The following is a 14,718-nucleotide window of genomic DNA, read 5'->3' as shown; positions in this document are numbered from 1 at the left end:
TTTAGCATAGAAATGAAACATTATATTTTTATAAATTCATGTAATGTTTTATAGATTATAATGGCTATGTATAAAGTAAGACCGTAGTAGAGAAATATTATAAAAAGTGTCAAAGCAACAACCAACCATGGATTAGTAGCAAAATTGCACTTGGTAAGCAAGACTCTTCAGTTCTAAAGAATTAATCTAAGGAGTGAAAAAGTAGTATGAAAGAATTTGAGGATAAATTTAGTGAATTGCAATCAGATATGATAGCTATATGTATGGAATTTGTTGAAGATCGAGCGGATAAGGTATATGTTTATGCTTCATGTGAAGAAGGTATTATTTCGGGTAGTTTCTTTTATTTGATTAATAATAAGTATGTAGAATGTCATAAAGTGAATGATGCATTAGAGAATGGGGACGAAAGATATGATGTATCTCCAAAGCGACAGTCTATGGTATTACGCATAATATGTAAAGACGTTCAAAAGGTAAAAGCGTTGTGCAAAGAATATGAAAAAGACATGCCAACAGAGATGAAGTTAATATATGATGTTAAAAGTGGCAAATTCAAAGCTGAATACAAGTATGATTTAGTATATACAATTCATGATATTAAAACGACGGATCATATTGCTGATGAGTGGTTTGAAGAAGTGAAAAATAATAACCTTTAAAAGGTTTACAGTAATAGTTATATCTAAGTTGAATGGATAACTCATGGTGGTTGTACCATCATGGGGTACTATATGCAATTCTGGAATAGAAAACGAGGTGCGAGATTAGGTGAGATAACGAATTACTAGACGATGAATATTAATACATGGATTCTATATGAAACTAACCAACTCGTACAAGCTCATAAGTTTTAACGTATTACTTGTCACGATTTATAAAAGGTGTCATACTTGTTACTACAAGACTTACAAAATTAACGATACTTAAAAACAAATGAGCTTAAAAATAAATGAACTTAAAGCACTTGATTGTCTATGATAGGCAACAAGTGCTTTTTTAATTGATTGGTATGCTTTAACTTCATAAATAGTTGGTAAGTTGGAAGAAATAGCGGCATTCATGAATAAGTTGCCGGGTAGTATGAAGAATGTCGTGGGGAAGATTAAAAATATTGAGATCCCGGATTTATCCCCTAAACCTTCGTTAGCTGGCGTTGGAAATGTAGGAGAAAGAAAGACACTTGGAGAGTTAGTTTCTACTGTTAAGAGTGAAACTAAGGGTACGGTTGAAGCTACTAGGCTTATTCCAGGTACTCCTGGAAAGGTTACAGGAGGTAGTTCTACAAAATTAGGGAAAAATATGTTTAAAGAAATGGGGCTACCTCGATCAACTAAACGTTCTCCTTATCAAGCGCAACATATTATTCCTGCTGAATTTAATGAGCATCCAGTTATTGAAAAAATAGGAATGGACATGGATCATGCATCCAATGGATTTTTCCTTCGTATTCCTGATGAGTACGTAAGTTCCACTTCGCGTCATCAAGGGTATCACGCTGTTTATAGTGATTTTGTCGAAAAGAAATTAAATGAAATAGATTTAAGTCAAGATATTAGTACTATTGAAAAACAAGTGTTTGAGTTACAACAAAAGCTAAGGGTACTACAAGAAAATGGACTGCCACTCTATATGACAAATGATTATCTACAAAAAGAACTGAAAATATTAAAACAAAAGGGAATAGATGATTATTTGATTGACAGAGCCAATAATAAGGATAGAATTAGACCTGTTTGGGGCAGAGGTGGAGGAGCAACAATAGAATTATGGGAAAGGTGGTTTAATAAATTATGAAGTATGGAATTCATACTAAATTAGTTGAAGAAGTTATTCAATTTGCAAATTCTTTGCAAGATATTCAAAAGACAGTGGTTCCTGAAGATGCTAATATTATTAATGATTTTATTGAGGCTAAAAAATTAGCTTTTTATGAGACTTTTGGTGAGGATGAATATACTTGGTCGGATATTAAGCAAATTGAAATGGGGAAAGTTAAGGGGAAATTGTATAAGCTAGATCCTAGTCAAAAACCTAATGGCTTAGAGGAAGTGACAGAAGGAATTGCTAACGGACTTAGAAACACACTCCCAGACTTGTATAGTGACTTTTTTGAGAATGTTGTGGTAGATTTAAGGAATTGCGCGATAAATCGTGCGATAAATGGTCAAAGTGAAAGTTTTTATGAGGAAATTTTCAACATATACAAAGCTGGTGGTTTTCCTTGTGGCTGGAAAGGAGATTATCCAGAAAAAGGGGTAATAATTGCTTACTTTGTTTGAAAGTTATCTTGAAATGAAGCTTTGTTACAAATTCAGGAGTCTTAAAATAGTAAATTAAAGCACTTGATTGTGAACTGTACCCCAATTGTTAGACTCAGTCTAATAATTGGAGGTGCAGTTCATTAGGCGACAAGTGCTTTTTAGCATGAGATTAGTTAAAAAGAAGTGGATTTTGATATTTTAGGATTCCCAATATTTTAGGGGGATGATGTTAAGCTTACAATGAGACTAGATAAAATTTTATATATTAAGCCAGATGATATACAGTTTAAAGAGTGTACTCAAATGCTAAAGGAGGCTATAGAGAAGGGAGAGATTCCAAAAGAAATATTTACTCCAAAATAGTTAAAAGAAATAAAAATAGGATTGCCCCGTATATCAGATTTAACTTGGCATTATCATCGAGTATCTGGGAAAATGCAGTTAGTAATATCTGATACTCACAGTGTAAATCATTTAGGTGGAAATAAACTTTTGGGAGGTGGTATTAGATGAGAACAGATTTAAAATGGCCAGTTCCAGATGAGCATGTATCAAAAGAATATGTTATTGAGGTTAGCTTAAAAATAGGTGTTAGATTTTCAGAGGACTATATAGAATGTGTGATGGTTAATAATGGGTCAGCAGTTATGCCATATGTTTTTGAGGTAAACAAGGTTAGAAGAGTTTTTGGGACTTTATTATCTTATGATAATTCAAGTTGCGAGTATATTTTAAAAGTATATGATAATTATAAAGATACTTTACCTAGTGAAGTGATACCATTTGCTTTTGACCCAGTAGGAAATTTAATTTGTTTTGATTATAAAAATCATGAAGACAATCCAATTGTTGTCTTTTGGGAACATGAAGATGCATGGGAAAAAGAAGCGTTAATGGAAAGTGAAGGGATTACAGCAGAAGAAGCAGAGGAAGTAGCAAGAGAAAATGTATTTTATGTGGCAAGTACCTTCACTGAGTTTTTAAACAAATTACATGATTAATAGATAGTTAAAATAAAAGGGTTGTCCTATAAGTCGGTTTTGCTTGATTATGAGATGACCCTTTTTGCTTTAGAAGAAAATGATTTGTTTAACTGATATTTTAAATAAAAGATTCATGCAAGAAAGCAGGTTAGTTGAACCAATCGGGCTTTTACGGGCAGTTATCCCTCACCTATCTTCTTTGCTTCTCTCTCAATCTTGAGGTGGGGGTTTTACTGCCCGTTAATGCGGGATAAACAGAAAAAGGGCGGAGAAACGTACTTCGATGACATGGTTAACAGTGATGATCCTAGGTATGCCAGTTTTAGTGATAACTTAGAGGGACTGATGAAGGAGCGTCCTGATCTACAATTCGATTTTATTAGAGTTGAAACAGATATCAAAATCACTGATATTGGATTCGGCGTTGATGAGTTACAGGTAAAGGAATGGAAGGAAATAGATTAATTCATAGGGAGGATACAATGATAAACCAAAAAAAGTTAGAAATGGCTTTTAAAAAATATAGCAAAAATTTTGTGGATGGCATCAAATTTGAAGATGTGAAAGATAAATATAATGTCAGTAGAAGAAAGATTGAGAAAATCGTTGAGCAAAATGAAACAGATAAAGATCACATACTATTAATAAATCTAAGCAAAATTTCCTCATATCACTTGTCTTTATGGAAAAACGATGTATTGATCAGCGGTGGAAACAATGCAGAAGGATTAAAGAACATGCAGAAGGTTTTATTTTACCAGTGCATGGGACAGGATCTCTATACAAGCAGGTATCCAGAAATGATCTTGGGATATACGTTTAGAGAAGTCGTCCTCACATTAGTTCATTTTGCAATGTATGGATGGGAGAAAGAAGAAAATATATTATATGATTTTATGACTCATCACTTCGGTGAACATTTAATAGATGCCAATGAAGAGGATAGACATATTTGGTTTTTGCTAGAGCTGTACTTGCAGTATAGAAATAAAACCATCATGGGAACGAATAAAAAATTGCATCTAGCTGTGAAAAATAAGTTTAAGGAAGCTGAACTGCGATGCGGCTCAATCCCTGAAGACCTGAATATTTATGATGAAGTGCTGGAACGTTGGTCGACTGGTGATTTAGAAGAAATAGAACATCTAATTTCGATAATGTCACAGTATCATTCTGCATTAGCTTCTGAAATCGGACAGCTAGGTGAATTTGGCGATTTCGGATACGGATTTTATCCTTTTGAAATCTTATTCTTGATCCATGTAAGGAAACAACTAGGGTTGCCAGTACCTACTCAATTCGATAATTTTCTGATGAATACTCCAGAAGCAAAAATGGTATTTAGAGAACGTGAGCCATACCCTGAGTGGGATCCCGTGCTTCAGATGATCGATCAATTTTATCGTAAAAACTACCCAGAATATATTCCTAACAAGCATGGAGAATTATTTCAATAAAAGGGAGGAAGCTAATATGCCGGATAAAGGGATAGCACAGATTATATTTCCTGATAGCAAGGATTTGGAAACGTTTTTGAAAGAGCAAGGAAGTTATGACTTACATGAAGACCTATTAAAATATGGATTGACGACGAAACAGCTTTTATACGTTGACTATAAAGGTGAGCAATACCAAGAAATTGTCAATTTTATTCTTGATTACGAATTTTCCCACCAAATTGAATTAGCAACAAAAGAAGAACTCGAGAAATTAGAAGCATTTCATTATGAATTTTTACCTGAAAAGATCAAGGAGGTCAACAAAATACTGTCACCAAAGGGGTATGGACTATTTTCATATCCAAATTCGGGCGACTTCTTCGCACTATTCATTGGAAAAATAGAGACTATAACAAAATTGCTGCAAGAAGAAGTGCTGCTCGATGATAGAATCCCTTTTCAAGAAAGGTGTATCAAGTATTATAGATAGACCTAAGATTGTACGTCTTCAACCCTGACTCCGGTCAAGGTTTCCTTATAAGTTAATATCAAGATTGCATAGCTATCTAGAATGTGCTATTTTGGCCATGTATGATTGTAATAACGCCATGTGTTACGGTGATCGTTCATGTTCTTGCAAATCTATTTAAAACTTTTCGCATGAACATTAGTCAAAATAATAAAGATGTTTTGAATTTGGAAGGCTTGATACTAGAAATAGAAGAATAAGTTGAGAAATGTGCCTATTTTGTGAATTACTTGGATACTGACAAAGGTACATGCTTAATAAAGGAAGTCAATAGCGACGTTAGGAGAACGTAGTGGCTATTGACTTTTTTATTTTTACAACTGGGTTAGAATGAGGGTAAAACAATGCAACTCGTGCCAACAATCATAAATGTTGAATTTGGACATCTGGGTGGTGTAGGAGAGATAAACGCAGGAGCTTTCGAGCCTGGAGAGTTTGCAAATAAATAATGTAATAAAGAGATTTTTAAATGACAATAAATGATAAAGTTTTTGGAGAACTTGATTATCAGTATAACTGGGTAGGATATAGAACCATAAAGTTTTTGGGAAAAGATACAGAGATAGCATTATTGGTGGGAGGTACTGAAGATGGGGATTTTGATGAAGGACAATATGTGGCATACAACTCATTAATGGATAATTGGGAACAAATCAAACATAGCATATTACAACCAGTTTTAGATTATTATAAAGAAAAAAGGCATGAGCTTGGTTATGATGTGGCATTTAATGAGGACTACCCATTAATTGAGACAGTCGATCAATTAATAGAACATATAACATTAGTAGGTATTTCAGTTCCGTATGATTTCCTTCGCGATGGACGTGATATAGGAATCTCATTTGATTGTTCATGGGATGAAGAAAATGGTTTAGGAATTCGTCTTATAAATGAAAAGGTAGATGAAGTAGGTTATCAAGATGTCGCTATTTAAAATAGGGTATTAAAAAGTACAGACCTCATGATGGTTGTACCATCAAAGAGTATTATGTGCAATGATAGAACAGAAAACGAAGTACGAGCTTAGGCGAGATGACATTTTATTAGGCAATCAATATAAATGCATGGAATGTATATTAAACTAAAGAACTCGTAAGTTTTAATGTAGTAGTTGTCATGACATATAAAAGGTGTCACGCAATAACTTGAAAACTTACAAATTTATGCTATTTAAAAATATATGAACTTAAAGCACTTGATTGTCATTTATGGCAACAAGTGCTTTTTTCATAGATATATTAAGACTCGATAAACAAATAAAATATAGATTGTATATATGGATTGATAAATGAAATAAAATAAGTCGTGAATATTATATAAAAGATAAGACTTACTTAGGTAATATAGATAAAGAGTTATACAAGAAGTTAGACAAAGGCTCTAAAATAGAAGTACTAGAATATAAAGGAAAGACAATCATGTATGATAGTTACGATGTAAAGTAAGGGGGATTATATTGAAAAAGAAACGGTTTAGAATTGGTTGTATTGTAGTGTTTCTAGTGTGTACGTTCCTACTCATAGGGATAGGAACGTACAACGAGATACAGGTCAGACAACATGGTAAGTCAAGTATAGCGGAAGTCGTAGATATGAAAGAGTACACACCTAGAGGGTTTAAGACTTATGAAATCAAGTACAAAGTAGATGGTGAAACGCACACAGGTAGCGTAAGTAAGAAAGTATACAAACGTTTAGACATTGGTTCTCGCATTGAGGTTGTTGAGTACAAAGGAAGGACTATGCTATTTGAAAGTTACGATTCAAAGTAAGGGGTATGAATAGTGAATCATAGACGTAAGAAAAAGAAGAATCCAATACACGTAGAAAAAGTACCAAATAGGGTAGAACGCATAGGAAAAGAAGAGAAACCGAAAGAGGAGCAGCGTAACAAGTTTGTTGACATTCTCCTTGGTATTCTTCTTTTCCCAATTATTATATGGGCAGTATTAGAAGGTTCTAGGGGAAAGTTAAGTAAAAAGGCAACTCTTGTGGTTATAAGTGTTATTGTTTTCATCTTAGTTGGGGTAGTGATAATAGGAAACAAATAAAGGGGTATGTTATGAGTGAAAAGAAATTCATAAACTTAGAGAAAGACCTAGAGTATGTAGACGACTATGTTGTATTTAACGCATTCCCCGAAAGAATTCTCCTTCCTCAAGCGTGTGAAGGGCGTAGCCCAACGATAGGTGGGAGATGAATTTCGGTTTGGTGTAGCCAAAAGGCTTTGCCTTTTATTTTGCCTCTGATAAAATCAGTCTTATAAAGAATAAAGGTTGGTAAAGGTTGGTATACGAATGAAATTAGATAGCAATAATCATTTAGTGTTCTTGTTGTATTATCATCTTGTGTTGGTCGTAAAATACAGAAGAAATGTGTTCGATGATGATATATCAGACTATGCAAAAGACATGTTTGTCAGGTTATCCGAGAATTACAACATAACACTGATAGAGTGGAATCATGATGTAGACCATGTTCATATTTTGTTCAAGGCACATCCGAATACAGAAATGACAAAATTTATTAATGCTTATAAAAGTGCAAGTTCTCGACTAATCAAGAGAGACTTTCCACAAGTGAAAAAGAAACTTTGGAAAGAGATGTTTTGGTCAAGAAGTTTTTGCTTACTAACTACTGGTGGTTCGCCAATAGACGTAGTAAAGAAATATATTGAAAATCAAGGTGAAAAGTGAGGTGAAATGATATGACAAAGCATAATAAAGCATATAAATTCCGTTTGTATCCAACAGAAGAACAAGCATATCTTATGCGCAAAACCTTCGGTTGTGTACGTTTCGTGTATAATAAAATGTTAGCTGAACGAAAAGAAGCGTACGAAAAATACAAAGATGATAAGGAGCAACTAAAGAAACAAAAGCCTCCAACTCCCGCGAAATATAAAGCAGAATTTGAGTGGTTAAAAGAAGTTGATTCATTAGCTTTGGCAAATGCTCAACTAAACTTGCAAACTGCCTATAAGAATTTCTTTAGTGGTCAAAATGACTTCCCAACATTCAAAAGTAAAAAAGACAGAAAGTCTTATACAACGAATGTAGTAAACGGAAATATTATGTTGCTTAATGGTCATATCAAATTGCCAAAACTGAAAATGGTATGTATCAAACAACATAGAGAAATACCACAAGATTATATGATCAAGTCATGTACGATTTCTATGACACCTACTGGTAAATACTATGTGTCTATCTTGACTGAATACGAAAAAGAGATTGTACAAAAAGAAGTAGAAACAGTTGTTGGGTTAGACTTTGCGATGGGTGGATTATACGTTAGTTCTGAGGATGAGAAAGCCAATTATCCTAAGTTCTATCGTGAAATGTTAGACCGATTAGCAAAGGCACAACGAGTATTATCAAGGCGCAATAAAGGTTCTGAGCGTTGGAATAAACAACGTATTCGTGTAGCTAAGTTACATGAGAAAGTAGCTAACCAACGTAAGAATTTCCTTCATCATGAGTCTAAAAAGTTAGCTGCTAATTTTGATGTTGTAGCTATTGAAGACCTAAACATGAAAGGAATGTCGCAAGCACTTCATTTTGGAAAAAGTGTCGCTGATAATGGGTGGGGTATGTTCACTTCTTTCTTAGTTTATAAACTAAATGAACAAGGAAAACAACTTGTGAAAATAGACAAATGGTTTCCTTCCACAAAAACATGTAGCAGTTGTGGAATTGTGAAAGATATATCATTGTCTGAACGAGTATATTCTTGTATATGTGGTGTAAATCTCGATAGAGATTATAACTCAGCTATCAATATTAAAAATGAAGCAATACGTCTATTAGCGTTAGCATAGATAGCAATAATATAACCTTTGGAACAAGGGAGTTAGCTCGGCTGTCTTAGGACTAATTCGTTAGCTATCAAAAGTAACGACTAACCGAGAAGCCCCCACTTCAGACAGTCCGTTAGGACGTTAAGTGGCGGGTAGTTCACTTGTTAATATTTGTTATATAATGAAATCAAGCCATATGTAAGATGGTTTCCCCGTTACGAGTAATGAGATAGTTTGATTCACCTTTTATACATTATCTGAAAAAGAGCTTGTAGTGATTCCTACAAGTTCTTTTTGTTGCTCTTACAAATACGAAAATATCCTTTTTAGCAACCAGTCATTTTCCGTTGTGAATTTTATCCCTCCTAATAAAAATCATAATATCTTTTTAAAGAAAGTTTAGATTTAAACCCCATATAGTGACCCCTATGAATACATAAAAAAGGAAGAGAATTTTTAAAATTCTCTTCCTTTTTTATGTATTCATTAGCTGTTTAGTATATCGAAAAATGATGTAGAATTTACCTATTCTATTATAACAGTATTAAGCATGATTTTAAGATGAAATATTGCATATTAAAATGTATTGATATGAGTTAATACACTTAATATAATGAGAGTATAAGATTTACTACATCATAATATTAAAAAGGAGGAAATGATTATGGAAATCGCAATGGCAGTTTTAAAATTCATAGGTGGAGCAATTCCATTGGTTCAAGAACTTTTAAAAGCATTTATGTAAGTTTATTACTCCGCAATTATTTATAGGAATTATCAGACAAATGATCTGTATATCAAAGATAAATTGATGTGCAAATCATTTGTCTGAAAAAACTTTAAACAAGAAAAAGAATCCCAGAAATCATAAGGGATTCTTTTTCTGTATGTGTAATTATGGCTGTACCCCACGCCCATCAACCTAACAGAACAGGTTGCCCCCAAAACGATAAAAATGAACTTCGTTTCTATAAAAAACACAAAATTTTCGTTAAAGGGGAACTTCAAAATGTTAACTTGATGGGCTGAACCCCTTATTCCCCCTTATCGAGGGGGGATCAGTGTTCAATTATATATATTAATTATGAACAAAATTCACCTATTAGCACTTAAAATATAGGTGGATTATTGCTTAGAAATAAATTTGTAATTGCTGGTGATTTTTATCTCGTTTACTGTAAAAATCACTATAGAAAGAGAGAAAAGGGTTGTAATGGTAATAAAAATAGAAGAGATATACCAAGAGATATTGGACAGTAAAAGGAACAGATTTCCCAAAGGTACATGGAGTGATGATCAAGATAATAATCTAGCAAAACGTGTAATCAAGTATCTTATAGAAAAAGTTTTAAAGTGGGATAAAAAAACAATTCTTAAGAGTTGGAAATCCCAATTAATTATTAAATATAAATTAGGTGGTTTACTTAGCGTTAAATATCATGATAGCCCATATGTAATGATAAATGATGTTTATCCGAATTGTTTTAAAGAATGGGAATTTCAAATGACACCTAGGAACTATTGGACAAAGGAAAAGGCATTGGAAGCGTTAAAATGGACGATAGAAAAAAAAGAAAGGTTAACAGATAATAAACTATTGGAGGTTTATAACGTTCGGTGGTTATCTAATCAGAATTTGAGTTCGCCTTGCCAAATTTTTTGGGGAGGTAGTCCTTACATAATGATAAATGAATTATATCCAGACCATTTTAAGGAATGGGAGTTTAAAAAAACTCCTAGTCGTTTATGGACAAGAAAAAAAGCGTTGGAAGCATTAAAATGGACGATAGAGGAAAGAAAACAAATGAATAATGAGGAGATAAGAAAAAAAATTAGTGTAATTTGGTTTTCAGAAATAGGCTTAAGGACCCCATTGGAGAGATATTGGAATGATAGTCCATTTAGTATGATAAATGAGTTATATCCTGGATGTTTTAAAGAGTGGGAATTCCAGAAAACACCTAAAAACTACTGGACAAGAAAAAAAGCGTTGGAAGCATTAAAATGGACGATAGAGGAAAAAGAAAAGTTAACTAATGAAGAACTTATAAAGGTCTATAGTAGAAGATGGATGATTAATCAAGGGTTAATAACTCCATTAGAGAGATTTTGGAAAAATAGTCCATATGCCATGCTACACGAGTTGTATCCAGGGAAATTTAAAGAATGGGAATTAAATAGGGCCCCTCGTGGATTTTGGACAAAGGAGAAAGCATTGGAAGCATTAAAATGGACGATAGAGGAAAAAGAAAAGTTAACTAATGAAGAACTTATAAAGGTCTATAGTAGAAGATGGATGATTAATCAAGGGTTAATAACTCCATTAGAGAGATTTTGGAAAAATAGTCCATATGCCATGCTACACGAGTTGTATCCAGGGAAATTTAAAGAATGGGAATTAAATAGGGCCCCTCGTGGATTTTGGACAAAGGAGAAAGCATTGTAAGCATTGAAATGGACGATAGAGGAAAAAGAAAAATTAACTAATGAAGAACTAATAAGGGTGTATAGTAGAAGGTGGATAATTAATCAAGGGTTAAGAACCCCATTAGATAGATTTTGGAATAAGAACCCACATACTATGTTAAGTGAACTATATCCTAATTAATTTATAAAAAATATGAAAGTTTAATATAAATGAAACTAAATTTTTCTTTTACGGGCTCTGTTGCAAAGTTTTTATATAAACAAAAAAATCCTAATATAGTAGGTAGAGTTTATGCAACTTTGAATAGTTTCTCTAATTCATTGTACGTCGAAAAAACGAAGTTTGGTTGTTGCAAACTTCGTTTTTGTTTATATAGGGCATGAATATTTTCGATGCTTTTCAAGTTACGTGAAGCATAACGAAGACTTTGAAATCCTGCGGATTTGGAAAAACGTCGCTTGATATGTCTATGATCCTGTTCGATGAGATTATTCAAATGCTTGATTGTGCAATGAATGGTATGCTTATAAAAGCCTTGCTCTCCCAATTTATTGAACGCGCAAAGTAACGCGGGAGTCTTGTCTGTTGTGAGAACCGTTGCTTCTCCTAATGTTTTTACTAGTCTTTTCATAAAGGCATAAGCCGCTTGATGATCTTGTTTTTTGCGAAGCTGAATATCCAATGTGTGTCCATCTTTATCAATTGCTCGATAGAGATAACGCCATTCGCCTTTCACTTTGATATAGGTTTCATCCAGGTGCCAAGACAGCTGCACAGATTTGTTTTTCTTTTTCCAAATCTGATAAATGAGATTTCCATGTTCATGAACCCATCGCATGATAGTAGTGGGATGGACCGATACACCACGTTCTTTCAAAATTTCAGATACATCTCGATAACTTAAAGAAAAACGATAGTAGTAGCCGACGGCTACCAAAATAATATCTTGTTTGAACTATTTTCCTTTAAAATATCCCATTTATGATTCTCCTCATTCTGTTTTGCAAAAATTTAGCTTACTTTTAAAAACTTTGCAACAGAATCGAAGGGACAAAAAGGGTAGAAAAGACATGGATTTGCAAGGGGTCGTCTGCAAAAGTTTATAAATTATAACATATATATATGCCTATAGTAGTTACGAAAAAGTAACAAAAATGCTATTTTCAAAAAAAATGCTTGATATATATTTTGAGTTTTTGTTATTATAGGCTTATTTATTCTATATTTTTGCAAATGTAATAGAGGGAGTGCCATCATGTATGGTATGGTTGAAATCGCAAAGGAGAACAATATAAGTCTCTATCATTCTCTTCGGTTTCTGATTGAAACGTTCCCATTACTAAGACAAAAGAAAAATCTATGTTGGGTTTTCTTTTGTCTTAGTAGTGGGAGGAGCCCTAGTGTTATGTTATAACACTGAAATATGTAGGAGAAACTATAGATTTTGGTTGATTATATGGAATGAAAAATTAAGTCGTTATTCTTGGGATTCAGACTACCATTATTCTCACTACTATTCTCACTACTATTCTCACTATTATTCACACTATTATTCACATTAAAAGAGGTATAAGGAGGAAGGTATATCTATTAAGATGGAGAGATATACCAAGTTAGAAATGAACATTAAATTTAATAAAAAAGTAGTAGCATTCACGGCAGGATTAACGGTATTATCTTCACCATTGGTATCGTTTGCAGAGGAACAACAATCAGTAAACAATAAGCAACCTACAAGCGTTCAGGAACAAGGTAAAACAGACCAACTTCAAACATCAGATGAACAGGCTCTAAAAAGTATTGAAGCTAGTTTTGAAGAGGTAGACGGACGTGGTGGAGGTACTGTCGATAATAAGAAAGCAGACAGTCTTCAACGTTCAGAAGGTATTCATGAAGAAACAGGTACATTAACTGTTCCTAACAATTCAAACAGAACAAAACGTAGTCTGTCTTCCGCATCACCTAGCATCTCTAGTACAATAAACGGTGTTCCATTCACTGAATGGATTGTTCCAGCAGGTAACGATAATATTCGTCCTCAAAACTACATGAGTCCAAAGTACATTACAATTCATGAGACTGATAATACAAGTGTAGGAGCAGGTGCTAGGAACCACGCTCAATACCTATATAACCAAGCAGTAGGGAACACAGACCGAGCTGCATCATGGCACTTTACAGTGGACGATAAAGAGATTTATCAACACTTACCATTAAACGAAAACGGGTGGCACGCAGGAGACGGTGATGGCCCGGGTAATAGAGAGTCTATTGCAATTGAAATCGCGGTTAACAGCGATGGTAACTACAGTAAAGCAGTAGATAACGCTAAGAAACTTGTAGCTTATTTAATGGAAGAAACTGGTGTACCGTTAAATAACATCGTAAAACATCAAAGGTGGAGCGGTAAAAATTGTCCTGCTAAAATGATTAATAATGGACAATGGGATGCATTCGTAAATGGTGTTGGAGGGTATTATAATAATCTTTATCAACCAAAAGACGACATTACAGGAGGTTGGTATGAGCCGGCTATTCGAGAGCTAAATAGAAGGGGTATTATGGCAGGGGAAGGAAACGGTGTTTTCGCACCTAATAGAGCGGTAACAAGAGCCGAATTTGCTCAATTAATCTCTAAATCTCTAAACTTGCCCGCTGGAGATACTTCATTTAAAGACCTAAACGATGCAAACTCAACTTTACGAGATGGTATTAAACGCACTGCAAGTGCAGGTATCATTGCAGGTAGAGGTGACGGTTATTTTGACCCAAACACACCTATTACAAGAGAAGAATCAGCAATTATTGTAAACAAGGCTTTACAGTATAAAGGTCTATGGGGGCCAGTTGCAAACTTACCATTCTCAGACAAAGACCAAATTATCTATAAGGAAGACGTACAAAGATTGTATGGACTAGGTATTGTAAAAGGTAAGGGTGACAATCAATATGACCCTAAAGGAACAACAACTCGTGGTGAAACAGCATCATTTATTCTAAATATGCTTCAAGTAATTGAAACTGGTAGTGTTCAAAATACAATTGGAACAGCTCAAATAAATGGTATTGGGGTAAATGTTCGGAGTGGAGCAGGTACAAACTACTCTATTGTTAGAAAGACAAGTAAAGGTGAAAAAGTTACAGTATATGAAGAAAAGAATGGTTGGCTAAGAATTGAAACGAATCAGTGGGTTTATAATGACCCTAGTTATATCAACTATAACAAACGATAAAAACTAAATAGTGAAAGGAACAAGTCATATTTGGATATATA

At 33.8% G+C, this 14,718-nt stretch carries 16 protein-coding genes and 2 pseudogenes; 17 read left to right on the top strand and 1 reads right to left on the bottom strand.

Going from position 1 to position 14,718, the window contains the following annotated elements:
* The first annotated feature begins 206 nt into the window (after positions 1-206).
* The 16 genes and pseudogenes from QUF93_RS01165 (at position 207) to QUF93_RS01095 (ending at position 11,462) form a co-directional block, all read left to right on the top strand.
* Entirely contained in the window at positions 207-662 is a 456-nt protein-coding gene (locus QUF93_RS01165; protein WP_289361134.1) for an immunity protein YezG family protein, read from the top strand.
* Positions 663-1,062: 400 nt separating this feature from the next.
* On the top strand, positions 1,063-1,797 hold the full coding sequence (locus QUF93_RS01160; protein ID WP_289361230.1) for an AHH domain-containing protein: 735 nt from the start codon (positions 1,063-1,065) through the stop codon (positions 1,795-1,797).
* A complete protein-coding gene (locus tag QUF93_RS01155) occupies positions 1,794-2,282 on the top strand; it encodes a hypothetical protein (protein WP_289361133.1) in 489 nt (162 codons plus the stop codon). The genes QUF93_RS01160 and QUF93_RS01155 overlap by 4 nt, the downstream gene beginning before the upstream one ends.
* Positions 2,283-2,441: 159 nt before the next feature.
* Positions 2,442-2,777 (top strand): annotated as a pseudogene (locus tag QUF93_RS28810) (HNH endonuclease); the annotation flags it as partial.
* On the top strand, positions 2,774-3,265 hold the full coding sequence (locus QUF93_RS01145) for an SMI1/KNR4 family protein (protein ID WP_289361132.1): 492 nt from the start codon (positions 2,774-2,776) through the stop codon (positions 3,263-3,265). The pseudogene QUF93_RS28810 and the gene QUF93_RS01145, both read left to right, overlap by 4 nt.
* A gap of 270 nt (positions 3,266-3,535) precedes the next feature.
* Positions 3,536-3,712 (top strand): hypothetical protein, encoded by a 177-nt coding sequence (locus QUF93_RS01140; protein WP_289375119.1) that lies wholly within the window; start codon positions 3,536-3,538, stop codon positions 3,710-3,712.
* 17 nt (positions 3,713-3,729) lie between these two features.
* A complete protein-coding gene (locus QUF93_RS01135) occupies positions 3,730-4,704 on the top strand; it encodes a hypothetical protein (RefSeq protein ID WP_289361130.1) in 975 nt (324 codons plus the stop codon).
* A 16-nt stretch (positions 4,705-4,720) separates the two neighbouring features.
* The gene (locus QUF93_RS01130; RefSeq protein WP_289361129.1) at positions 4,721-5,176 is read left to right on the top strand and encodes a hypothetical protein; all 456 of its coding nucleotides are present in this window, start codon (positions 4,721-4,723) and stop codon (positions 5,174-5,176) included.
* A 368-nt stretch (positions 5,177-5,544) separates the two neighbouring features.
* Positions 5,545-5,664: pseudogene (locus tag QUF93_RS28805) on the top strand (HNH endonuclease family protein); the annotation flags it as partial.
* 20 nt (positions 5,665-5,684) lie between these two features.
* Positions 5,685-6,152 (top strand): DUF6985 domain-containing protein, encoded by a 468-nt coding sequence (locus QUF93_RS01125; RefSeq protein WP_289361128.1) that lies wholly within the window; start codon positions 5,685-5,687, stop codon positions 6,150-6,152.
* Between the two features lie 522 nt (positions 6,153-6,674).
* Positions 6,675-6,989 (top strand): hypothetical protein, encoded by a 315-nt coding sequence (locus QUF93_RS01120; RefSeq protein ID WP_289361127.1) that lies wholly within the window; start codon positions 6,675-6,677, stop codon positions 6,987-6,989.
* 12 nt (positions 6,990-7,001) lie between these two features.
* Positions 7,002-7,268: a hypothetical protein gene (locus tag QUF93_RS01115; protein WP_289361126.1), complete on the top strand. Its 267-nt coding sequence runs from the start codon at positions 7,002-7,004 to the stop codon at positions 7,266-7,268.
* A gap of 11 nt (positions 7,269-7,279) precedes the next feature.
* Positions 7,280-7,417: a hypothetical protein gene (locus QUF93_RS01110; protein WP_289361125.1), complete on the top strand. Its 138-nt coding sequence runs from the start codon at positions 7,280-7,282 to the stop codon at positions 7,415-7,417.
* Positions 7,418-7,514: 97 nt separating this feature from the next.
* Positions 7,515-7,913: an IS200/IS605 family transposase gene (gene tnpA / locus QUF93_RS01105; protein WP_289375178.1), complete on the top strand. Its 399-nt coding sequence runs from the start codon at positions 7,515-7,517 to the stop codon at positions 7,911-7,913.
* 11 nt (positions 7,914-7,924) lie between these two features.
* Positions 7,925-9,037 (top strand): RNA-guided endonuclease TnpB family protein, encoded by a 1,113-nt coding sequence (locus tag QUF93_RS01100; RefSeq protein WP_289361124.1) that lies wholly within the window; start codon positions 7,925-7,927, stop codon positions 9,035-9,037.
* A gap of 1,192 nt (positions 9,038-10,229) precedes the next feature.
* The gene (locus QUF93_RS01095; protein WP_289361123.1) at positions 10,230-11,462 is read left to right on the top strand and encodes a DUF4046 domain-containing protein; all 1,233 of its coding nucleotides are present in this window, start codon (positions 10,230-10,232) and stop codon (positions 11,460-11,462) included.
* A gap of 271 nt (positions 11,463-11,733) precedes the next feature.
* On the opposite strand, the gene QUF93_RS01090 is transcribed toward QUF93_RS01095, so the two are convergent.
* Positions 11,734-12,387: an IS6 family transposase gene (locus QUF93_RS01090; protein ID WP_289361229.1), complete on the bottom strand. Its 654-nt coding sequence runs from the start codon at positions 12,385-12,387 to the stop codon at positions 11,734-11,736.
* A gap of 676 nt (positions 12,388-13,063) precedes the next feature.
* On the opposite strand from QUF93_RS01090, the gene QUF93_RS01085 reads away from it, so the two are divergent.
* On the top strand, positions 13,064-14,677 hold the full coding sequence (locus tag QUF93_RS01085; protein ID WP_289361228.1) for an S-layer homology domain-containing protein: 1,614 nt from the start codon (positions 13,064-13,066) through the stop codon (positions 14,675-14,677).
* The last annotated feature ends 41 nt before the right edge of the window (positions 14,678-14,718 follow it).

This window comes from Bacillus hominis, from assembly GCF_030348325.1.
GTDB classification, from domain to species: Bacteria; Bacillota; Bacilli; order Bacillales; family Bacillaceae_G; genus Bacillus_A; species Bacillus_A hominis.
This window is presented reverse-complemented; position numbering and strand designations above follow the sequence as displayed.